Annotated in this window: 19 protein-coding genes; 13 read left to right on the top strand and 6 right to left on the bottom strand. The window is 37.7% G+C overall.

All coding sequences use genetic code 11. The annotated features are described in order from the left end of the window. Nucleotides 1–14: 14 nt before the first annotated feature. The 3 genes from ribH to CFK40_RS18875 all read left to right on the top strand — a co-directional run bounded on the left by ribH (nt 15) and on the right by CFK40_RS18875 (nt 2,724). Nucleotides 15–479 carry a 6,7-dimethyl-8-ribityllumazine synthase gene (gene ribH, locus CFK40_RS18885; protein ID WP_089533925.1) on the top strand — a complete coding sequence of 155 codons (465 nt, stop codon included), beginning with the start codon at nt 15–17 and terminating at the stop codon, nt 477–479. Between the two features lie 76 nt (nt 480–555). Next, nucleotides 556–738, top strand: a complete 183-nt coding sequence (locus CFK40_RS18880; protein WP_089533924.1) for a hypothetical protein — start codon at nt 556–558, stop codon at nt 736–738. A 105-nt stretch (nt 739–843) separates the two neighbouring features. Then, nucleotides 844–2,724: an ABC-F family ATP-binding cassette domain-containing protein gene (locus tag CFK40_RS18875; protein WP_089533923.1), complete on the top strand. Its 1,881-nt coding sequence runs from the start codon at nt 844–846 to the stop codon at nt 2,722–2,724. 193 nt (nt 2,725–2,917) lie between these two features. Here the strand turns inward: CFK40_RS18875 and CFK40_RS18870 are convergent, their stop codons facing one another. Next, nucleotides 2,918–4,642 (bottom strand): DNA-binding protein, encoded by a 1,725-nt coding sequence (locus tag CFK40_RS18870; protein ID WP_089533922.1) that lies wholly within the window; start codon nt 4,640–4,642, stop codon nt 2,918–2,920. A 156-nt stretch (nt 4,643–4,798) separates the two neighbouring features. Between CFK40_RS18870 and CFK40_RS18865 the strand changes: the two genes are divergently transcribed. From CFK40_RS18865 to CFK40_RS18850, 5 genes are all read left to right on the top strand, one after another. After that, the gene (locus CFK40_RS18865; protein ID WP_089533921.1) at nt 4,799–5,839 is read left to right on the top strand and encodes a C45 family autoproteolytic acyltransferase/hydrolase; all 1,041 of its coding nucleotides are present in this window, start codon (nt 4,799–4,801) and stop codon (nt 5,837–5,839) included. A gap of 70 nt (nt 5,840–5,909) precedes the next feature. Further along, complete coding sequence (locus CFK40_RS18860; protein ID WP_089533920.1) at nt 5,910–6,107, top strand: hypothetical protein; 198 nt, start codon at nt 5,910–5,912, stop codon at nt 6,105–6,107. Nucleotides 6,108–6,123: 16 nt separating this feature from the next. Beyond that, a complete protein-coding gene (locus CFK40_RS21565) occupies nt 6,124–6,258 on the top strand; it encodes a hypothetical protein (protein ID WP_264371379.1) in 135 nt (44 codons plus the stop codon). 114 nt (nt 6,259–6,372) lie between these two features. Beyond that, nucleotides 6,373–7,038, top strand: a complete 666-nt coding sequence (locus tag CFK40_RS18855) for a TerC family protein (protein ID WP_089534450.1) — start codon at nt 6,373–6,375, stop codon at nt 7,036–7,038. 167 nt (nt 7,039–7,205) lie between these two features. Next, nucleotides 7,206–7,877 carry a hypothetical protein gene (locus tag CFK40_RS18850; protein ID WP_089533919.1) on the top strand — a complete coding sequence of 224 codons (672 nt, stop codon included), beginning with the start codon at nt 7,206–7,208 and terminating at the stop codon, nt 7,875–7,877. A gap of 41 nt (nt 7,878–7,918) precedes the next feature. Here the strand turns inward: CFK40_RS18850 and CFK40_RS18845 are convergent, their stop codons facing one another. The 5 genes from CFK40_RS18845 to kynU all read right to left on the bottom strand — a co-directional run bounded on the left by CFK40_RS18845 (nt 7,919) and on the right by kynU (nt 13,718). Next, complete coding sequence (locus tag CFK40_RS18845; RefSeq protein WP_089533918.1) at nt 7,919–9,256, bottom strand: CoA-disulfide reductase; 1,338 nt, start codon at nt 9,254–9,256, stop codon at nt 7,919–7,921. A gap of 95 nt (nt 9,257–9,351) precedes the next feature. Beyond that, entirely contained in the window at nt 9,352–10,695 is a 1,344-nt protein-coding gene (locus CFK40_RS18840; RefSeq protein ID WP_089533917.1) for a sodium-dependent transporter, read from the bottom strand. Between the two features lie 246 nt (nt 10,696–10,941). After that, on the bottom strand, nt 10,942–11,721 hold the full coding sequence (gene kynA, locus CFK40_RS18835) for a tryptophan 2,3-dioxygenase (RefSeq protein WP_264371422.1): 780 nt from the start codon (nt 11,719–11,721) through the stop codon (nt 10,942–10,944). 84 nt (nt 11,722–11,805) lie between these two features. Beyond that, nucleotides 11,806–12,432 carry an arylformamidase gene (gene kynB, locus CFK40_RS18830; RefSeq protein ID WP_089533915.1) on the bottom strand — a complete coding sequence of 209 codons (627 nt, stop codon included), beginning with the start codon at nt 12,430–12,432 and terminating at the stop codon, nt 11,806–11,808. Next, the gene (kynU, locus tag CFK40_RS18825) at nt 12,432–13,718 is read right to left on the bottom strand and encodes a kynureninase (RefSeq protein ID WP_089533914.1); all 1,287 of its coding nucleotides are present in this window, start codon (nt 13,716–13,718) and stop codon (nt 12,432–12,434) included. Before kynU ends, kynB begins: the two co-directional genes overlap by 1 nt. A gap of 205 nt (nt 13,719–13,923) precedes the next feature. Here kynU and CFK40_RS18820 point away from each other — a divergent pair, with 205 nt between their 5' ends. From CFK40_RS18820 to CFK40_RS18800, 5 genes are all read left to right on the top strand, one after another. After that, on the top strand, nt 13,924–15,504 hold the full coding sequence (locus tag CFK40_RS18820) for a Na+/H+ antiporter NhaC family protein (RefSeq protein WP_089533913.1): 1,581 nt from the start codon (nt 13,924–13,926) through the stop codon (nt 15,502–15,504). Nucleotides 15,505–15,626: 122 nt separating this feature from the next. Further along, nucleotides 15,627–16,793 carry an LL-diaminopimelate aminotransferase gene (locus CFK40_RS18815; protein WP_089533912.1) on the top strand — a complete coding sequence of 389 codons (1,167 nt, stop codon included), beginning with the start codon at nt 15,627–15,629 and terminating at the stop codon, nt 16,791–16,793. Nucleotides 16,794–16,926: 133 nt separating this feature from the next. Then, the gene (locus tag CFK40_RS18810; RefSeq protein WP_405196600.1) at nt 16,927–18,564 is read left to right on the top strand and encodes a thiamine pyrophosphate-dependent enzyme; all 1,638 of its coding nucleotides are present in this window, start codon (nt 16,927–16,929) and stop codon (nt 18,562–18,564) included. A gap of 43 nt (nt 18,565–18,607) precedes the next feature. Beyond that, the gene (locus tag CFK40_RS18805) at nt 18,608–20,107 is read left to right on the top strand and encodes an aldehyde dehydrogenase family protein (protein WP_089533911.1); all 1,500 of its coding nucleotides are present in this window, start codon (nt 18,608–18,610) and stop codon (nt 20,105–20,107) included. A gap of 41 nt (nt 20,108–20,148) precedes the next feature. Beyond that, nucleotides 20,149–21,318 (top strand): saccharopine dehydrogenase family protein, encoded by a 1,170-nt coding sequence (locus CFK40_RS18800; protein WP_089533910.1) that lies wholly within the window; start codon nt 20,149–20,151, stop codon nt 21,316–21,318. Nucleotides 21,319–21,353: the final 35 nt, after the last annotated feature.

Here is a 21,353-nt window from a genome sequence, read left to right as displayed (position 1 = left end):
AGGAGATGGTAACTATGGGTCAGACATTTGAAGGGAAATTAGTAGCTACAGACTTAACGATTGGTATTGTTGTAGGAAGGTTTAATGATTTTATTACGAGCAAATTGTTAGAGGGTGCAATCGGTACATTAAAAAGACATGGTATGAGTGAGCAAAATATCGATGTCGCATGGGTGCCAGGTGCATTTGAAATTCCATTGGTTGCAAACAAAATGGCGATGAATGAAAAATATGATGCAGTTATCACACTTGGGGCCGTTATTCGAGGAGCAACACCTCATTTTGATTATGTATGCGGGGAAGCGGCAAAAGGGGTCTCGCAGGCATCGTCTCAATCAGGTAAACCTGTCATATTTGGCGTGCTTACAACAGAAACGATTGAACAGGCAATTGAACGTTCCGGAACAAAGGCTGGAAATAAGGGGTCAGAATCAGCAGTTGCCGCCATTGAAATGGCAAACCTAATTAAAGCTTTATAGTATTGTCGATAGAAATTCGAATCTAAATACGATACAATACTAAATAGAGATGTTCCATCAGTGGAGGGAAAGATCGATGAAATTAGTGTTATATCAAATAATAGGCTTAGGATTTATATGGATGGGAATGGCATTCTTTTTTAATGATATGCAACCAACAAGTAAGATTCTTTTTTATTGTGTTACTTCCTGGCTGTTATTTTTGATTGTAATTTATATAAAACAGCGCATTAAGGGAACAAAAGATGAAAAACTCTAAAAGCACGCGGGCGATTATGCTCGCGTGTTTGTTGTTTACTTTCCACATGCTATATATTCCCTTATACTAATGGATAGAGTGAAGTTCGAAATGAGGAATGTTGAAATGCTTACTGTTGAAAATGTTGTAAAATCATATGGCGAAAAGATTTTATTTAATGAGGTTTCTTGTACTATAAAAGAAAATGATCGTATTGGACTTATTGGTGTCAATGGGACTGGAAAATCAACCTTTTTAAAAGTTATTGCTGGGATTGAAACACCCGAAAGTGGTCTTGTGAAACATGCGAAAGATTACCATATTGAGTACCTATCCCAAGACCCTGTTCTAGATCCAGAATTAACAGTGATTGAACAAATCTATTTTGGTGATTCGGTGATCATGAAAACGATGCGGGAATACGAACGTACACTTCTTGAACTCATGGAAAATCCAACCAGTCAAACCGCGCAAAAACGTATGCTAACTACGCAACAAAAAATGGATGAAAACAAAGCATGGGAAGCAAATACAACCGCAAAAACAGTTCTGACGAAACTTGGAATCACAGACTTTAATAAGCAGGTGACTGATTTGTCAGGGGGACAAAAGAAACGAGTCGCAATTGCTAAGGCATTAATTCAACCCGCTGATTTATTGATATTAGATGAGCCAACAAACCATTTAGATCACGCTACAATTGAATGGTTGGAGAAGTTTCTTGCATCGTATCGTGGCGCAATGCTACTTGTTACGCATGATCGATATTTTTTAAATCGTGTAACGAATCATATGTATGAATTAAATAAAGGCAATCTTTATAAGTACACAGGGAATTATGAATCGTTTCTTGAAAAAAAAGCGGAACGTGAAGAATTAGAAGAAAGTAGTCAGCAAAAACATGAGAATATCTTAAGGCGTGAGATTGCGTGGTTAAGGCGTGGAGCAAAAGCGCGATCAACGAAGCAAAAAGCTCGGATTGATCGGGTAGAGGATATGAAGGAAAAGAGTTTTGATACAAATAAAAATCAAGTGGCATTTCAAGCAGGATCGAAACGTTTAGGCAAGAAAGTCCTTGAATTGACGGGTATTGAAAAATACTTTGGTGATAAGCAATTGTTCACTAGCTTTGATTATTTAGTTGTACCGGGTGAACGATTAGGAATCGTTGGTCCAAATGGTTCTGGGAAAACGACCTTGTTAAACATAATGGCTAATCGTCTGAATCCTGATACTGGGACAATTGATGTTGGCGAAACAGTTAAAATTGGCTATTATACGCAGGAAAATGAAGAAATTAATGAAGATTTACGAGTTATTGATTATATAAAAGAAGTTGCTGAGGTCATTCATACAAAGGATGGGGAAGTGATCACAGCTGAACAAATGTTGGAACGCTTTTTGTTTCCACGATCAGAGCAATGGAACTACATTCGTAAGCTATCGGGTGGAGAAAAGCGTCGACTATATTTATTAAAAATATTGATGCTTGAGCCTAATGTTTTATTTTTGGATGAACCAACAAATGACTTGGACACAGAAACATTAAGTATTCTAGAAGATTACCTAGCAAATTTTCCAGGGGTAGTCATTACCGTCTCACATGATCGCTACTTCTTGGATAGAGTGGTTGATCAGCTATTGGTGTTATCTGAAACGCCAGAAGTTACGCGTTTTTATGGCAATTACAGTGAGTATTTGGAGAAACAGGAAACTGAAAAAGTATCTACACCAATGAAAGAGAAACCTTCTTCATCTGGCAAAAAGGCAAAGAAAAAGCTTTCGTATAATGATCAGAATGAATGGAATCAAATCGAAGACCAAATTACTGAGCTGGAAACCCGGATAGAAAGTTTGAAAGAAGCTATTGCTGGAGCTGGAAGCGATCTTGAGAAAGTTCAAGATTTGTATAAACAACAAGAAGAAGTAGAAAATCAATTAGAACAAAAAATGGAGCGCTGGGAAGAATTATCTATTTTGGTTGAAGAAATGGAAGCGGGTAAATAACTTATAAACCATAAAAAACCTTCGCTAACAGTTAAATCAAATTAGTGGGGTTGGAAGAAAACCCCTACTGAATGAAGTCTCACTTTATCGGCCGATTTAACTGTATATCCGCCAATCCAGTCCCGAACCACAGGTAAAAACAAACAAGAAGGATTGAACCCGAAATGGGGACAATCCTTCTTGTTTTTCCGTTTTATTCCGTTAATCCGTCAATAGATATAGTCTCTACAATTCCAGTGCCATTATCACGAATGTTTGCTTCTAATTGTACGTTATCTCCTGCCTGCAAGAATAGTGCAAGGGGAGCTTTCCCAGCGGTTATCGTATAAATAGTTTTATCTCCTTTTAATAAAAACTGAACAACTTGCCCATTGTTTTGTGTAGTAACTAATACACGGTTAACTTCGCCAGAACGCTTCTGTAAAGGAGTTTCGCCTGAAGAAGATACATTACTTGGATCCTGTAGTAACTGCAGACGGTATGCTTCTAGTGTTTCACGTGCTGTGTCACCAAATACGACGAAATCAGAATCGGATGCTTTGATATAAGCATACTTTTTAAAGAGTCCGTTTGGATCGAGGACATTCACAATCCAAGTAGGGTTACCATCAATGTTATATAAAACTGGCATTGATCCTTTCCAGTTCTTCTCAGGAAATTCCTTATCTACAATTTCCTTCGCTCCTGTGCTATCCATTATGCCGCTATTCTTCTTACTATTGTAATAGGTTAGGTCGCCAGTACGAGCATTTATTAATGTGTAACCTAGAGCAGAGTCAATATTTTCTTTTGGCGATGTCATATCAGTAAAATAAAACATGTCACCATTTTCATCGAAAATTGGTGTAACACTGCTTTCCGTTCCAGATTCATTTGGTATTTTTACATCTTTCTTTCCAAAAATGGAGTTCAGCCATCCGTGGACATACTTACCAAAGTATTCATTTACATCAGTGGCCATTTCTGAGCTTACAGATCCGTCTACAAAATCAGGTGCTTCACTTGTTGCATAAAGTTTAACATCACCTTCTACTGGATCAACAATCGCAACCTTTAAATCTTGAAGGTCTGGTTTATTTGTTATTCCAATTGGTTTGTATAACGTTTGGACATACCAAGGCTTACCATTTTTATCTACTTCTATTTGAGCTTCACCACTTCGAATGTAACTTGGGTAAGCACCATAAATCACTCGTTCGATGTTTTTATTAAAATAGCTAGAATTTGTATATTCCATTTTACTTTCGACAAATTCTGGCTGTGCATTGACGTTTGTTGCAGAAATAGTGAAATAGCCTTCTGTTTCCTTACCGCGGAACCATTTCCAAAAGCTGGTAAACTCAACAGGTCCGACAAATACAACATCATTCTCTAGAGTTTGGACTTGTAACTTACCAAGATCGTAAAATTGAGTGTTCGGAATAACACTCATTGATTTTTGCGTCTTGTTTCGTGCAAACTCAGGGGATACGCTAATTGGTGTATCATCCTTGCTTAACGGTTTTGCCTCTTCGACTTCATTTTGATTAATAGACTCATACGAGTTATCTAGCGTAAAAATACCTAGTACGAAAATAGTTGGAAGTGCTAAGACTGCTAGAATTACTACTAAACCTAACGCTGCCTCGAATGGCCCGCTACGCTTATTTTTTCCTGGTGTTTGTGTCATTCCATATAACAAAAAGATTCCGATAACTGCTATCACAAGATTTGCAATGACCATATTGGGAATGGTTATTGGAAGTAAAATAAAATAGTTTGCGATACTTGCAATGATGAATAACAAAGCAAAAATGAATGCCGCATGTTGCGTGGTTATTTTTCTCTTTTTCTTAATCTTATTCTTAACGATAAGTATAATCGATAAGACTACATACAAAATGAATGATAAAATAGCTGTTAGCAAAATTCCCGTCATAATAGTTACTTCACTCCTACTAGTATAGTTTTCATCTGTTCGTACGTATGATGACGGTCAATAGTTTCAAAAGTCACCTAAACAATTTCGTTTTATTATTTTTTAAAATCCATTAAACTATGGTAATAGCAAAAAAAATTAAGTGGGGTAATACGAATGAAAAAAATATATAGCGATATTTTACAATTTCGAGGAAGCCATTATGATTTTGGTATTAAACAAGGCGAGGAACTGAAAGATTCGCTCACAATCAAGAATAGACGGAAACAATGGAAGACACGTAAAGCGCGCTTTATCATAGATGAAAAATCCGTCAAAGAGGCTCTTGCACCATATGCACCAGCCATGTGGGATGAACTTGTTGGGCTTCGAGATGCATTAGAATGGCCAATGGACGAGGTTTTGAAAGAATTCGGCGGTTATCGGTTGGAATATGTACGTTCTGGATGTTCTATTTTTACAAGCAATGATTACATGATCAGAAACTACGATTATCATCCGAGGACATATGAAGGACGATTTATGATTTACCAACCAACAGATGGCGGATATGCTGTGATTGGACCATCGCAACGTATCACAGGTCGTATGGATGGTATGAACGAAAAAGGGTTAATCATGGGCTATAATTTTATGCACCGTAAAAAGCCTGGTGACGGCTTTATTTGTAACATGATTGGGCGTATCATTTTGGAACGTTGTGCAACGGTGAAAGAGGCGGTTAGTATGTTAAAGGAAATTCCTCACCGCCATTCATTCAGTTACACTGTATTAGATAAAAATGAAGAAACATTTGTTGTAGAGGCCACGCCACGTGGGGTAGAGGCATACCAATCAAACGTTTGTACAAATCATTTTGACGTATTAAAACACGAAAACCGTCATCATCTTGATGATTCTTATAAAAGAATGAATGCGATCAACGCTCAAAAAGGTAATGTTTCAAATGGCTATGAAGCGTTTCGTATGATGAATGACATGGATAAAGGTGTATTTTCAAGTGATTATCGAAATTGGTCTGGAACGATTCATACATCTGGTTATTTTTCCAAGGAGAGAAAAGTATGGTTTGCGCTTGGTGGAGACCGAGAGCCAGTTGTTTTTGATTTTGCAAAATGGTTGGCAGGTGAAAAGATTTACACTAAACGTATAATGGGTGAAGTTGATACTGATTTGCCGTTTGCTCATATGGATTGATTGAAATTCAATAAACTATGCAAAGCAAAGTATATTGTATACTAGAAAGAATAAAAGGGGGTGAATAATAATGAAGTTTGACGAAAAAGTAGTTGGTATGTTTGAACAAATCATGAATAGACTAGATGAACATAGCCAAACTTTTGATGAGCACAGTCGTAAACTGGACGAGCAAGGTCGTAAATTAGATGAGCACAGTCTTAAACTAGACGATCATAGTAAAAATTTTAACAGCCTTCAGATCTGGCCAGGAATATTTAGCTGCTGAGGTAGAAGGAATGAAATTGTCTAATGCAAAAGAATTTGGAGCGATTAATAAAAAACTAGACGAGTTTACAATTAACTTTGAAATTCTTCGTGATGAATCATGGAAAAGTAAAACAGATATACGGAACCTCATCCTAGTTTCCTACAAATAGAATCTCCTTATGATAACCTTTCTACTCCAATTAAATAATATTCATCTTTACAATTAATCAAAAAGAGTATAATAAAATCATTTCAAGTAGAAAGGAGCAACAGTTTTGTTTGGAATTGAGTTTACACAAGAATCTTTACTAGCATTAATACAAATTATTGCAATAGATATAGTACTTTCCGGTGATAATGCTATAGTTATCGCAATGGCTACTAAAAATTTACCTAAGAGACAACAAAACAAAGCCATTATTATTGGTACTGGCGGAGCGGTAATATTACGAATTCTGTTTGCAGCTTTAATCGTTTATTTATTACAAATTCCATTCGTTCATTTAATCGGTGGACTACTATTGTTATGGATTGCCTACCATGTTTTGGTAGATGACGAACCAGATACAAATATTAAATCATCAGGAACTATGGCAAAAGCTGTATGGACCATTGTTATGGCTGATGCTGTTATGAGCCTTGATAATGTTGTTGCAATAGCAGGGGCTGCACATGGTCACATCGGAATGATTGCAATTGGTGTGTTAGTTAGTATTCCGATTATGATTTTTGGATCTAAGCTTATTGTTCGAGTTATGGACAAATACAAATGGATTGCCTATGTAGGTGCGGGGATACTAGCATGGACAGCTGGTCAAATGATAACTGGTGACGAGGTTGTTATTGATTGGTTAAACCTTGATCATGGACTGGCTATGTATACGATTATTGCTGGTCTTACAGTTGCAGTATTATTAATTGGTTATTTAAGAAATAAGAGAGCAGCATAATAGAATAACGTAGGAGGGAAGCTAATATTTGTAGCTTCTCTCCTTTAGTAATTCTATATAAAGAAGAATTTCTAATATATGTTTGACTACTGGGGTATAATGGGAAAATGACAGGAGATATATTTTTAAATTAAAATTAGTATGATTTAACATTAGGAGGCTATTAAATGAATCTCTTTCAAGTAAGAAAAGGACAATTTGTGTATTACAACAACGAATTGCATAAGGTTTATTCCGTCAAAGCCATGTTTAAAAAATCTGTTCACTTATATCGATTAAAAGACATGCAACAGGTATTATCAAAAGCTAGTGATATTCAACTGTATAAACCCAGGCATTTAGATTCATTTATCTTTTATGGAAAAAGGTACACCATCGATCAGAGTAAACTTCCTGAAGCTGGGGATTATATTTTAATTGTAAAACCAGCACCAGATTTTCTTGATCATTACTCACTTAATGAAATTGAAAAGGTTGATAATGTAGAAGATGGTAATGTAGTAACCACAAGGGATAACGGGGTTAAGCATAGTGAATATGTTTTATTAGTTCCAGGTAAATTAGAGGGAAGTCATGAGATTGCTTACTTTGATATAAACTTAGTATCATCTATGCAACAGGCAGATGATGAAGCATTAGCATATCTGTCAGATGATGATGTAGAAATGAAACCTGCTGTTGGTGATATTTACTTAGATATTCAAAGTAGTACAAAAACAATGATTGTTGCAATGACAGAAGATGAAGTCATGTTTGGTCATGGTGTAAAAGTTCATATAACTGAACTAAAGGATGAAGATAAGTTTACGTTAATTTACCGTTCAGAAGAAGATCTATAATAGGAAAAACGCTCCAGAAAATAATTTCAGGAGCGTTTAATTTATTTTTTAGTATTTATTGCCTTATAACCAATAATATTGATTGGATCTTTAGGGGAAGAGTATGGAGGAGAATAAGCAAGCTCCAACTCTGCCAATTCTGTTATGGTAATCCCACCTTTAATGGCAGTAGCTAAGATTGCTAATCGTTTATCGACACCATCTTCACCAATAACTTGAGCTCCTACTATTTTTTCGTTAGCATCAAACATAACTTTGATGGAAACCTTCTCTGCCCCAGGATAATATCCAGCATGTGACAAAGCTTCATGTGTCACTTCTTGATAAGCGATACCGAGTTGATCAAGCGAGGCTCCGTTATGACCCGTAACAGCTACACTCAAATCAAAAACTTTAAATATTGCGGATCCAAGGGTTCCCTGATAAGGAATCTTTTTTCCCTTGAGATAGTTAGCGATAATATACGCTTGGCGGTGTGCAGGCCAAGCAAGTGCTACATGCCGCTGGGTTTGGGTCAAATAGTCAGCTGTTTCAACAGCATCGCCTAAAGCAAAAATACTTGAATCATTCGTCTGCATAAACTCATTTACGGCAATAGCTCCTGTTTCACCAATCTGGAGATCTGCCTCACTTGCCAATTTTGTGTATGGCGTAATTCCAACAGCTAAAATGGTCATATCAGCTTCGACGCTTTTTCCGCTAGAAAGCTGTATTGTTTTTCCCTCATTCGTAAATGATTCCATTCCTTCATTAAGGATAAGATTTACCCCTTTAGCTTTGAGATGATCTTGTATCATTGTTGCCATATCAGGATCAACAAGCTTCATTACCTGCTTTGAACGATCAATCACTGTACAATCTAAACCAAGTTTGTGTAGATTTTCAACCATTTCTAGACCGATAAACCCAGCCCCGATGATAGCACACGTTTTTGGTTTGTTTTTAGCAATATATGCATGAATAGCATCCATATCTGGTATGGTATGGAGTGTGAATGTAACCTCATTATTCAATCCATCCAAGTCTGGAACTGATGCATGTGCACCTGGTGCTAGGATTAATGTATCATAAGATTCTTTTTGTTCGTGATCTTCTGCTCGGTATGTAACTTCCTTCTTCTCTCGATTAATTTGAACAACCTCGGAATTAATGTTTAATTTAACTTTATATTTTTCAGCAAAGTCATTTGAATCGCGAAGTAATTTTTCCCGTTCATCAACGATTCCGCCAATGTAATAGGGCATTCCACAATTGGAAAAAGCGATGTGCTCGCCTTTATCAAAGAGAATAAGTTCAGATTCTGAATCCATTCTTCTAATTTGAGCCGCAACTGTTGCTCCTCCGCCAACTCCACCAACTATAACAATTTTATTTCCCATACGACACACTCCTTCTCTTTATTAGTGTACCCGTTTGTAACTAATAATAAGCAAATTAAAAAGCACTGCAAATACAGTACTTTTTAAATCGAAAATTATAAAATTCCCAGTGATCCAAGAAAGACAATAATGATTGTTATCGGTACAACCCAGCGCATAAGCTGAAACCATAGTTGATACCAGCCGCTTGATAAATGGCTACTATAAGAAAACTCTTGCTTCATTAATTCTTTATTCATTTTAAACCCAATAAAGAGCGAGATTAATAAACAACCACCTGGTAACAATATATTACTCACTAGAAAATCGCTTGCATCAAAAATGGTTAAACCAAATAGCTTAAAGTTTGATAACGTGCTTGAGGATAAAGCAGCAGGAATACCTGCAAGGAATATAATAGTTCCCGCAATAGCTGCTACTTTTTTTCGTGAACGATCTTTGTTTGCAGTAAATGCAGATGTTACGATTTCCAGCATACTGAATGATGAAGTAAGCACTGCGAATAGAAATAGTAATAAAAACAAACTTAAAAATACTTCCCCAAAAGGCATTTGAGCAAATGCTTCTGGTAACACCATGAATAACAGACCTGGCCCTTCTGTTGGTGCTAGTCCAAACGAGAAAACGACAGGAAATATAGCTAATCCCGCTAGCAGTGAAACAATAATATTCATGATGGAAACAGAACCTGCAGCCATTGGTAAGCTAACGTCTTTTCCTAAATAAGAACTATAGGTGACCATAACAGAAATACCAACAGCAAGTGAGAAAAACGATTGACCTAAGGCATATAAAACACTTTCCCCAGTAATTTTAGAGAAGTCTGGTTGAAGGAAAAATCGTAGGCCTTCCATAGCACCTTCAAACGATACTGCCCTAAATACCAAAACAATAAAAAAGACAAATAATAATGGCATTAAAACTTTACTCGCTTTTTCAATTCCATCCTTAATTCCAAATGAAACCACGATAATATTAATTAACATAAATACAGCTAGTCCAATAATGGTTATTAATGGGTTACCGGTTATAGAAGCGAATATTGTCTCATAATTAGCATTATCATTTATAATCATTCCTGGAATGGATAATGCAGAATAAATAAGTACCCATCCACCAACAACACTATAATAGGACATTAACAAAAATGATCCAAATACACCCCAACGCCCGATGATAGACCAACCACTCTTTGGAGCGAGTTTTTTATATGCGCTTATTGCTTCCTTTTGTGAACCTCGTCCGATAACAAACTCGGCAATTAATAAAGGTAAACCAATTAAGATGGTGAAGCCAATGAAAAGTAAGAAAAAGGCACCGCCACCATTCATACCTGTCATATACGGAAACTTCCATATTGCTCCAAGGCCGATCGCTGCACCAGCTGATGCTAAAATAAATCCTAATTTTGACGACCACTGATCTTGTTTTTCACTCATATCTTGACCTCCTTTTCTTATAATAGTGTGTGTTCAAAAAGTCGCCGAATTAGAAATAAGAAGGTCGAGGCACGAGAGTTTTGAGGACCGGAACGTATGTCCTTAATACGTGAGGACCAGAAAAACCGAGTAACGAAGAGATTCGCCATTTATCATTTGGTGACTTTTTGAACATCCTCTAATAGTTAAAAATACCATGTTCTTATAGTAAAGTACAAGAGCCAATAAGAACATGGCGAAATATAGTTATATTTTTGTACGAATATCCCATAATTCTGGGAAAAAGTAATGATCCAATACCTTTTTCAAATAGCCAACACCAGACGAGCCGCCAGTGCCAATTTTATGTCCAATAATTCGCTCCACTGTTTTCATATGACGGAATCGCCACTGTTGAAACGAATCCTCAACATCTACGAGCTTTTCTGCCAGCTGGTAAAGTTCCCAATTATCTTCAACATTTTTATAAACCTCAAGCCAAGCCTTCTCAACTGAGTCATCTTTTGAATAGGTTTCTGAAAAATCACGGTCTAGGATGTTTTTGTCTATGTCAAAGCCGTTTCGCGCAAGTGCTTGAATCGCTACATCATAAAGTCCTGGTGCGTGATAGGCTTCTTCCAGTATTGCATGTAATTCTGGGTCTTTTTTATAAATGTCTAGGATAAAATGTGTTTTATAGCCTAGCACAAATTCAACTAACCGATATTGATACGATTGAAAACCTGAAGCATTACCAAGTTTATCGCGAAATTCCATGTATTCCGCGGGAGTTAAGGTTGAAAGGACATCCCAAGCTTGGATAATTTGTGTTTGGGTTTTAGATACACGGGCTAGCATTTTAAAGGATGACTGAAGATCATCCTGCTTAATTGCTTCAATAGCGGCCTTTGTTTCATGAATAATAAGCTTTAGCCATAGTTCACTTACCTGGTGGATGATAATAAACAACATTTCATCATGGTGATTAGATAAGCGTTTCTGACTTGCTAATAGTGTATCTAATTGTAAGTAATCACCATACGTCATCTTTTCGATGAAATCAGTATGAATGCCTTTTTCTTCTTTAAATGAGTCATTCTCATGTTTGTCTGACAAAATGATACCTCCTTGTTAAAGTGGTCTTAATACTGCGCGAACTGGACTACCATCTGATCCTTCAATCGCAAGTGGTAAAGCTATTAATTCATAGTTTCCTTGGTCAATTTTATCTAGCATTAGATTTTCTAGTATATTTATTCCATTCTTATAAAGGGCATGGTGGGTTGCTAAATCCTTGCTATCAAGTGCATCAACAGAGGGCATATTAACACCAAGCAGTTTTACTCCTTTTTCTGCTAATAAATTAGCTATCCTTGGATCAAGAGTAGGAATTTTTTCTGGAAACTGTGTAGGATCGTTTGGGTGGGAGGTTTTCAGTAATACGCGTTTTATCCCATCAAACGAAAAATTAGCAAGTGTTTCCACAGTAACTTCATCTACATGACTTACATCTATAACCATTGCTTCACCGACATATAAATTCACATCCAACTGATCGATTGTTTGACCGTTATCATCAAAATGAAAAGGTGCGTCAACATGTGTGCCAGTATGCACACTAGTAGTTACTTGGCCGATGTTTACCGACCCAGAATCTTTTTTCGCAACTGTAAGCGAATAAGAAAAGGGTGCATCCTCAGGCCAGTGTGCTATATCATTTGTCAAAGGTTGTGAAATATCTATCCAATCATGTGCCATTAAGCTATTACACCTCGTTTGTTTTCATATTTTTTATACCGTTCTTCTTTCATGATAGTCTTTAAAATCATGACTGTTTCCCAGACTTCCTCAAATGTGTTGTATAAAGCTACTGGTGCAAGGCGTATTCCGTTTGGGGTTCGAAAGTCTGGAATCACTTTATCGGCCTTTAATGCTTTACAGATTCGAGCAGCCTCCTCGTGTTCAAGGAAAATGTGGCCACCACGTGTTGCATCATCTTTCGGATTTGCGATCGTGAAATGGTAGTCACTTAATTCCGATTCGATAAGCTCCATCATATATTTTGTTAAATGCAGTGACTTTTTTCGGACGCGGTCAATGCCAGCTTCTTGGAAAACTTTTAATGAGCCAAGAAGGGGGGCAGCACTTAGTACATGCGGCGTTCCAATTTGATAGGCACCAGCATCCCAAGCTTGAGTAAGCGTATGTGACATATCAAACTGCTTTTCTTTTGATGAACTAAACCAACCTGCAAGACCTGGTTCATTTCCAAAATATTTTTTATTTACATATAATCCCGCAACACTTCCTGGTCCTCCATTTAGGTGTTTATAATTACACCAAAATGCAAAGTCAACTCCCCATTCGGATAAGTGGTGAGGAATGGACCCAATGGAATGACATAAATCAAATCCAATCACAATTCCACGCCTGTGTGCCTCTTTAGTCAGTGTTTGCATGTCCAAGATTTGCCCGCTTCGATAAAGAACGCCAGGAAGCATGATTAAAGCCACATCGTCCGTCATTGCTTTGATGATATCATCAGTCTTAAGTGTATTTCCATCTTGACTTTGCACTTGGACAAGATGTTCACTCGGGTCGTATCCTTTAATTTTAAGTTGACTTTTTAATGCATAAATATCGGATGGAAAATTTAATTCATCCGCCAAGATCTTTGTTTTCTTGCCATGCGGCTTATAAAAGGTTGAAACAAGCTGATGAAGATTGGTTGTGGTTGATCCTGTTACGATAACCTCTTCCGTGTTGGCACCAACTAACGGTGCGGTCATTTTACCAAGCTTTTCAGAAAGGTAGAACCACGGCTCTACACCTTCAGTCCAACCATCAATAGCATGCCTTTTCCAAGAATTTAACAGTATTTCTAGTGACTCTTCTGCTTGTTTTGATAGTAAACCTAATGAGTTTCCATCAAAATAAATGGTTTCACCTGGAATGTAGAATTCATCTCTAAATGACTTTAAATCATCTTGTTCATCCAAAAATTGTGCATATGTTTTTTCTGTATTCAAATCAAAGCACCTCATTTCGATAGTTACTTAAAGTGTATATTTTCACAGATGAAGTGTCAAAAGGGACCATAACAGCCAAAAAGTTTTTCAAGTATAAAAGAGGAATTTCCCAAATATGTATAGAATACTAGGAATAGTCTAATTTTGGGAGGGGGGTAGTTGGAAGTAAAGTTGAAGATTCTGGTTCACATTTAAAAAATAGAACTTGAGGAGGACTACCATGGAGAATACAATTTGGTCGTTAGTACCACCGTTAGTAGCAATAATTATGGTGTTATTGACAAAGCGGGTATTGTTATCACTTGGTGTGGGGATTATTGCTGCAGCGCTCTTCATTGAAAGTTTTGATGTAATCGGATCACTGGGCTTAATCTGGGAAGCATTTAAAGGAGTTTTTGTTGCTGAAGGTGCATTGAATCAATGGAATGTTTTCATTCTATTATTTGTTTTAATACTAGGTATTCTGACAGCTTTCGTAAGTATGATGGGAGGAACAAGGGCTTTCGGTGAATGGATGATTACCCACGTGAAATCGCGTGCTGGTGCTCAAGTTATGACAGCGCTGTTAGGGGTTATTGTGTTTGTCGATGATTACTTTAATAGCTTAACAGTCGGGCAAGTAGCTAGACCAGTCACAGATAAACATTCCGTATCTCGAGCAAAATTATCGTATATTGTTGACTCTACTTCCGCACCTGTTTGTGTGATTGCACCTGTATCTAGTTGGGGCGCTTATATCATTGGAATAATTGGTACTGTGTTTGCAACAAATAATATTACGGAATACAGTGCATTTGGTGCGTTTATTCAAATCATTCCGATGAATTTTTATGTTTGGGCTGCTTTAGGTGTGGTTTTTGTAATTGCCATTAAACAATCAGATTTTGGACCAATGAAAAAGCACGAAGACTTAGCAATTAAAACCGGACAGGTTATGAGTTCAGAAAGTAAAGAGAAAATCGATACGTCATCAAATTTACCAACCAGTAAAATAGGACGAATTAGTGATTTAGTTGCTCCAATTATAGTACTATTTGTCGCAACACTTGGGTTTATCTATTGGACAGGGCTTAAGGCAGTTGAAGGCGAAGCAACATTAATTAACATATTTGGAAGCGCAGATGTACCAAAGTCTCTTTTATATGGTGGTTTAACGGGGCTATTTTTGACTTTTATCTTGTTTATCCGTCATTTGAGAAGTGGAAAATTAACGGGCAAGCATTTTGGATTGGGTGTATGGGAAGGCACTAAGTCAATGATACCTGGTTTCTCCATTCTAATTTTCGCGTGGGCAATTGTTACATTAATTGGCGAACTTGGAACTGGAACATATTTGGCTGGGGTTGTGGAATCTTCAAACTTAAGTATCATGTTATTACCATTTATCGTATTTATAATGGCTGGATTTATAGCTTTTGCTACAGGAACTTCATGGGGGTCATTTGGGATATTACTTCCGATTGCAGGTGAAATTGCAGCATCTACAGATATAACCTTACTTCTACCAATGCTTGCAGCAGTTTTAGCTGGCGCTGTATTTGGTGACCATTGTTCACCAATTTCTGATACGACAATTTTATCTTCAACAGGCTCAAATTGTGATCATATGGACCATGTTACAACACAAATACCGTATGCGCTTCTAGCGGCAGGGCTTGCAGGACTTGGATATTTGGTGCTAGGAATTGTCGGTAACGTCTGGGTTGGACTTGCGGTAGTGTTAATTGGTCTAGTTGTTTTATTTTTCACATTAAAGAAACCTGAAAAGATTTCTGAGGTTGAAGAAACCATTGCTAAATAAGTATCTTTAGGGTTAATTAAAATTTGTTCAGTATAAACAATTGCAAATTTTAAATCACTGATTTATACTTATACTATAATCATGAAATACCGTTTCATTTAATGGAATAGGGAGGAAGAATGATGACGTTTGTTTCTGAAAAAATAAACACATTACCACCTTACTTATTTTCAGAATTTCAAAAAAAGAAAAAGAACCTCATGGAAAAGGGTGTGGATGTCATCGATCTTGGCATCGGAGCACCTGATTTACCTACACCAGACTTTGTAATCGATAGACTAGTGGAGGAAGTGAGAAACCCGTTAAACCACCGTTATTCAACTTATAGTGGCACACAGGAATTTAGGCAATCGGTCGCTGACTTTTATAAAAGTCATTATGCAGTTGATCTTGATCCCGACACAGAAGTCTTGGCACTAATAGGATCCAAGGAAGGGATTGCCAATATGGTGCAAGCGGTGATTAATCCAGGAAACACAGTGTTAATACCAAATCCAGGATATCCAGTGTATCGTACAGCTGTACATTTAGCTGGTGGAAATAGTGTAGATTTGCCGCTTGATGAATCGAATGGATATCAACCATTGTTTAATCAAGTGTCAAAAAAGGATTCTGAATCAGCAAAGCTTATGTTATTAAATTACCCCAGTAATCCAACAGCAGCTACCGTAAACCTTGATGTATTTTTGAAAGCGGTTTCATATGCAAAAAGTCATAATATAATTGTAGCGAATGATGCTGCATATGACTTGGTGACATTTAATGGCTACAAAGCACCTAGTATCTTGCAAGCACCGGGAGCAAAAGATTATGCAGTAGAATTTGGATCCTTATCAAAGAGTTTTAATATGACGGGGTGGCGTATTGGCTATTTGGTAGGAAACAAAACCGTAATTAGAGCACTTTCAACCTTAAAAAGTAATATCGATACAAGTCAATTTCTCCCTATCCAATTGGCAGCAGCAACGGCATTAAAAAGCGATTTAAAAGCAGTTGAGGCAAATAATAAAGTATATCAAGAACGAATGGAAAAATTACACGAAGCATTAAACAAAATAGGACTGGAAGCTGAAAAACCAAAAGGGACTATATTTTTATGGGCAAAAGTTCCACAAGGATATTCATCCGCTTCATTTGCTAACCAAATGCTTGATAGAGCAGGCGTTATTGTTACGCCTGGTTCTGCATTTGGAACAACGGGAGAAGGCTATATCCGTATTTCATTATCTGTCACAAGTGATCGATTAGATGAGGTAATTAAACGAATCAAGAACATGTCTTGGCAGTAAAGAAAGTATATCCATATTTCTTTCTGCATAAGTGCAACTAAGGCATTCGCCCAAAGGATTGGCGAATGTCAATTTTCTAAGGATGAGGTGAATTAACTTGATTGTAAACACATCTTTGCAAAAGAAAGTCAAAATGACGGCAGCGCAAGCAATTGTTAAATGTATGGAGTTAGAAGATATAAAACATGTATTTTGTGTGCCTGGTGAAAGCTATTTACCACTACTTGATGCTTTGCATGACGAAAGGTCAATTGAAGTTATTTCTACAAGACATGAAGGTGGAGCTTCTTTTATTGCAGAGGGGTATGCAAAAGCGACACTCAAGCCTGGTGTGGTTATGGCAACTCGAGGTGTTGGTGCAGCGAATTTATCAATTGGCGTACATACCGCCTTTCAGGATTCCACTCCAATGGTTGTATTTTTAGGTCAAGTGCATAGTAAGTTTAGAGGGAGAGAAGGCTTTCAAGAAGTTGATTTGGATCAATATTTCGGGCACATTGCAAAATGGGCTGTCGAAGTGAATGATCCAGAGCGTATGCCGGAGCTTGTTCAACGTGCTTTTCGTATCGCCCAAACTGGTAGACCAGGACCTGTCATTGTTTCACTACCAGAAAATGTGCTTCCAGCTCAAGCGGAAATGTCATTTGGGGCACCGACCGTTAAGCCGAAACCGGCCCCTTCAACAGAAGAAGTGATACGGATAGAGAGCATGCTAAGCAAGGCAAAAAATCCGTTAATTATTGCAGGAGGCGGAATTAAATCTTCTAAGGCGGAAGAACGACTGCTAGCCTTTGCTGAAAAGTTTTCTATACCGGTAATAGCTGCCTTTAGACGGCATGATGTTTTTCCAAATAACCACGCCTTATATTGCGGGCACCTAGGATTAGGAACAAGTAAAGAAGTCTTGCAAACCGTAAAAGAAGCAGATGTCATACTGGCTTTTGGAACTAGACTATCAGAGGTAACAACACAAGATTATAAAATTATCGCGTCAGATAAAAAGTTGATCCATATTGATATAGACTATGAAACACTCGGAAAGGTTTTTGCCCCTGACATCGGTATTGTGGCTGATAGCGGAGAGGCACTCGCTAAACTAGCTGAATTAGCGCTTTCAGGTTCATGGGTAGTTTGGGCAACTGAAAGAAGAGCAGCATATCAACAGGTTAGTAATTTGGATGTAACAAGTGAAGATGTGGTTAATAAACAAATCATAGCTTTGTTAGAGAAAAGGTTACCAAATGATGCGGTTTTAACAAATGATGCGGGTAACTTTGCAGGCTGGCTTCATTCTTTTTATCCATTTACAAAACCGCACACCTATGTTGGCCCTACATCAGGAGCGATGGGCTATGGGATGCCAGCAGCACTAGGTGTTCAACTTGCAGATCGCAGTAAAACCGTTGTTTCTCTATCAGGTGATGGTGGATTTATGATGACAGTACAGGAACTTGAGACCGCTGTTAGATATCAGATACCAGTAATAAGTCTCGTTTTTAATAATAATATGTATGGAACCATCCGAATGCATCAAGAGATTCATTATCCAGAAAAAGTAATAGCTACTAATTTAGGTGACGTTTCTTTTAGTAAACTAGCAAACAGTGTTGGAGCAGATGGTTATACCGTTTGGACACTTAGTGAATTTGAAAAGGCGTTAGACAAAGCGCTTCATAATCAAGGTCCAACTGTAATAGAAATAATAACAGATGGAGAAAACATTTCAGTTTCTTCAACGATACAACAATTGAGAGATCGCTCGAAAAAGTAATCTATTAATCTATATAGATAATAATTTTTAGGAGGTATTTATCATGGTAGAAACACTATTACAGGTAAAAAAGCTAGCAAACTATATCGGTGGAGAATGGATTGAGGCGAAAGGGGAAACAACACCTGTCATTAATCCAGCAACAGGTGAAACCGTGGTAGAAGTCCCGCTTTCGGACGCATCTAGTGTTGATGATGCAGTGAAGGCAGCCAAAAAGGCACAAAAGGAATGGGCACTAGTTCCGGCACCTATGCGAGCTGAAGTTTTATACCGTGTAGGAAGCATAATGAAAGAGCGCAAAGAGCGTCTTTCTCAATTATTAACAATGGAAAATGGAAAAGTAATCGAGGAAGCTCGCGGAGAAGTCCAAGAGGGGATCGATATGGCATTTTATATGGCTGGAGAGGGTCGTAGAATGTTTGGGCAAACAACACCAGCAGAGTTGAAGGATAAGTTTGCTATGAGTGTTCGTGCACCAATTGGTGTAGTTGGTTTGATTACCCCGTGGAACTTTCCAATTGCAATTGCAACGTGGAAGTCATTTCCAGCAATCGTGGCAGGAAATGGGGTTGTATGGAAACCAGCAACAGAAACACCAATAATGGCATTTGAACTTGCGAAAATTTTTGAAGAAGCTGGGTTACCAAAAGGTGTTGTAAATGTGGTGTTCGGTTCAGGTTCAGCTGTAGGAAACGCCATGGTCAATCATGATGGGATTCGGGTTATTTCCTTTACAGGGTCTAATGATACGGGGCGTAAAATCGCAGCGCAATGTGGTCAGCAATTGAAAAAGGTTTCCCTTGAAATGGGTGGTAAGAATGCAGTGATTGTCATGGATGATGCTGATTTAACATTAGCTGTTGAAGGTATTCTTTGGAGTGCATTTGGAACGAGTGGCCAGCGTTGTACGGCGTGTAGCCGGGTAATTGTCCACGAGAAGGTCAAAGATGAATTAGAAAACAGGCTACTCGAGGAAATGAAAAAATTATCAATTGGAAATGGTTTGGATGAATCCATAAAAGTAGGTCCTATTATTAACAAAGCCGGAATAGATAAAATTAAAAAGTACATGGAGATTGGTAAAGAAGAAGGCGCTGAGTTATTAGCTGGTGGCTATGTAATGGACGATGGAGAGCACAAACAAGGAAATTACTTTGCACCAACATTATTTTCAAATGTTAAACCTGATATGCGAATTGCATATGAGGAAATATTTGGCCCTGTCGTCTCATTGATACCAGTTAAAAGCTTTGAGGAAGCAGTAGAAGTTAACAATAGTGTGGAATATGGACTTTCTAGTTCTATTTTTACGAGTGATGTAAATCAAGTGTTTAAAGCGCAGCGTGACCTAGACACAGGTATTGTCTATGTGAATGCAGGAACTACTGGAGCGGAGATTCATTTACCATTTGGTGGTACAAAAGGAACTGGAAATGGGCACCGCGATTCTGGTGTTCAAGCCTTAGATGTATTTACTGAATGGAAAGCGGTATACGTTGATTACAGTGGGAAATTACAGCGCGCTCAAATCGATGTGGAATAGATAGAAAAATAACTTTCAAATCTTACACAGGGAGTGATTGGATGAAAATAGGTGTACTTGGTTCTGGTTTAATGGGGAAAGAAGCGGCTCGTGATTTAGCGACGAATGAGGGGGTAACAGCTGTTGGTTTAGCAGACATTGATATCAAGCGGGCTCAGGCGGTTTGTGATCAACTAAATTCCACGAAATTAACGGCCTACCAAGTAAATGCGAGTGATATTGGAGACCTTGCAGACTACATGAGTCAGTTTGATGTGATTATTAATGCATTGTTTTATTCGTTCAATGAAATTGTTGCAAAAACTGCTATCCAGGTTGGTGTTAGTTCCGTTGACTTAGGTGGGCATATTGGTCATATGACAGATAAAGTTCTAGCACTCCAAGAAGAAGCAAAAGAAGCGGGTGTTACATTAATTCCTGATTTAGGTGTTGCGCCAGGAATGATCAACATCTTATCAGGCCATGGAGCAGAAAAACTCGACAAATTAACATCAATCCAGTTGTTTGTTGGTGGAATTCCGGTTCGTCCTGAACCACCATTTGAGTATAATCATGTATTCTCTATGGAAGGTGTATTTGATCATTATACAGATCCATCGCTAATTGTTCGAAATGGTATCAAGCAAGAAGTTGAATCACTGACCGAAGTAGAAACGGTTTACTTTGAAAAATTTGGACCATTAGAGGCATTTCATACATCAGGAGGTACATCTACCTTATCACTCTCATATCCAGATATTGACACACTAGAATACAAAACAATTCGATACCCAGGTCATGCTGAAAAGTTTAAACTCCTAGTGGATTTAAACCTTACTCGAATGGATTATGAAGTAGAATTGAATGGACAAAAAATAAACCCACGAGAAGTATTATTAAAGGTACTTGATCCAATTGTGGATTTAAAAGATAAAGATGACGCCGTTCTCTTACGTGTTAAGGTTTCTGGTGAAAAAGGCGGTGTTCCAACCACTTATGACTATGAAATGTCGACATTTAAAGATCGGGATAACAATGTAACTGCTATGGCTCGGGCAACAGCCAATACCATATCAGTAGTAGCGCAAATGATTGGAAATGGTACAATTACCAAATCAGGTGTTTATCCACCAGAACAAATCGTTCCAGGCGATAAATACATCAAGGAAATGGCTAAACGTGGCGTCACAATCCATGAATCAACTAATTCAAAAGCACACGTAAATATATAACAAAGCCTATACGTTCGTATATGTGTGTAAAGTGG

The organism is Virgibacillus necropolis, assembly GCF_002224365.1.
GTDB classification, from domain to species: Bacteria; Bacillota; Bacilli; order Bacillales; family Amphibacillaceae; genus Virgibacillus_F; species Virgibacillus_F necropolis.
Note: the sequence above shows the minus strand (reverse complement) of the source record. Positions and strands in the feature narration are given on the sequence as shown.

Excerpts from the sequence above, each read along its gene's own strand:
- ribH (WP_089533925.1), top strand. The coding sequence starts at position 15 with ATGGGTCAGACATTTGAAGGGAAATTAGTAGCTACAGACTTAACGATT.
- CFK40_RS18880 (WP_089533924.1), top strand. The coding sequence starts at position 556 with ATGAAATTAGTGTTATATCAAATAATAGGCTTAGGATTTATATGGATG.
- CFK40_RS18875 (WP_089533923.1), top strand. The coding sequence starts at position 844 with ATGCTTACTGTTGAAAATGTTGTAAAATCATATGGCGAAAAGATTTTA.
- CFK40_RS18870 (WP_089533922.1), bottom strand. The coding sequence starts at position 4,642 with ATGACGGGAATTTTGCTAACAGCTATTTTATCATTCATTTTGTATGTA.
- CFK40_RS18865 (WP_089533921.1), top strand. The coding sequence starts at position 4,799 with ATGAAAAAAATATATAGCGATATTTTACAATTTCGAGGAAGCCATTAT.
- CFK40_RS18860 (WP_089533920.1), top strand. The coding sequence starts at position 5,910 with ATGAAGTTTGACGAAAAAGTAGTTGGTATGTTTGAACAAATCATGAAT.
- CFK40_RS18850 (WP_089533919.1), top strand. The coding sequence starts at position 7,206 with ATGAATCTCTTTCAAGTAAGAAAAGGACAATTTGTGTATTACAACAAC.
- CFK40_RS18845 (WP_089533918.1), bottom strand. The coding sequence starts at position 9,256 with ATGGGAAATAAAATTGTTATAGTTGGTGGAGTTGGCGGAGGAGCAACA.
- CFK40_RS18840 (WP_089533917.1), bottom strand. The coding sequence starts at position 10,695 with ATGAGTGAAAAACAAGATCAGTGGTCGTCAAAATTAGGATTTATTTTA.
- kynA (WP_264371422.1), bottom strand. The coding sequence starts at position 11,721 with ATGACGTATGGTGATTACTTACAATTAGATACACTATTAGCAAGTCAG.
- kynB (WP_089533915.1), bottom strand. The coding sequence starts at position 12,432 with ATGGCACATGATTGGATAGATATTTCACAACCTTTGACAAATGATATA.
- kynU (WP_089533914.1), bottom strand. The coding sequence starts at position 13,718 with ATGAGGTGCTTTGATTTGAATACAGAAAAAACATATGCACAATTTTTG.
- CFK40_RS18820 (WP_089533913.1), top strand. The coding sequence starts at position 13,924 with ATGGAGAATACAATTTGGTCGTTAGTACCACCGTTAGTAGCAATAATT.
- CFK40_RS18815 (WP_089533912.1), top strand. The coding sequence starts at position 15,627 with ATGACGTTTGTTTCTGAAAAAATAAACACATTACCACCTTACTTATTT.
- CFK40_RS18810 (WP_405196600.1), top strand. The coding sequence starts at position 16,927 with ATGACGGCAGCGCAAGCAATTGTTAAATGTATGGAGTTAGAAGATATA.
- CFK40_RS18805 (WP_089533911.1), top strand. The coding sequence starts at position 18,608 with ATGGTAGAAACACTATTACAGGTAAAAAAGCTAGCAAACTATATCGGT.
- CFK40_RS18800 (WP_089533910.1), top strand. The coding sequence starts at position 20,149 with ATGAAAATAGGTGTACTTGGTTCTGGTTTAATGGGGAAAGAAGCGGCT.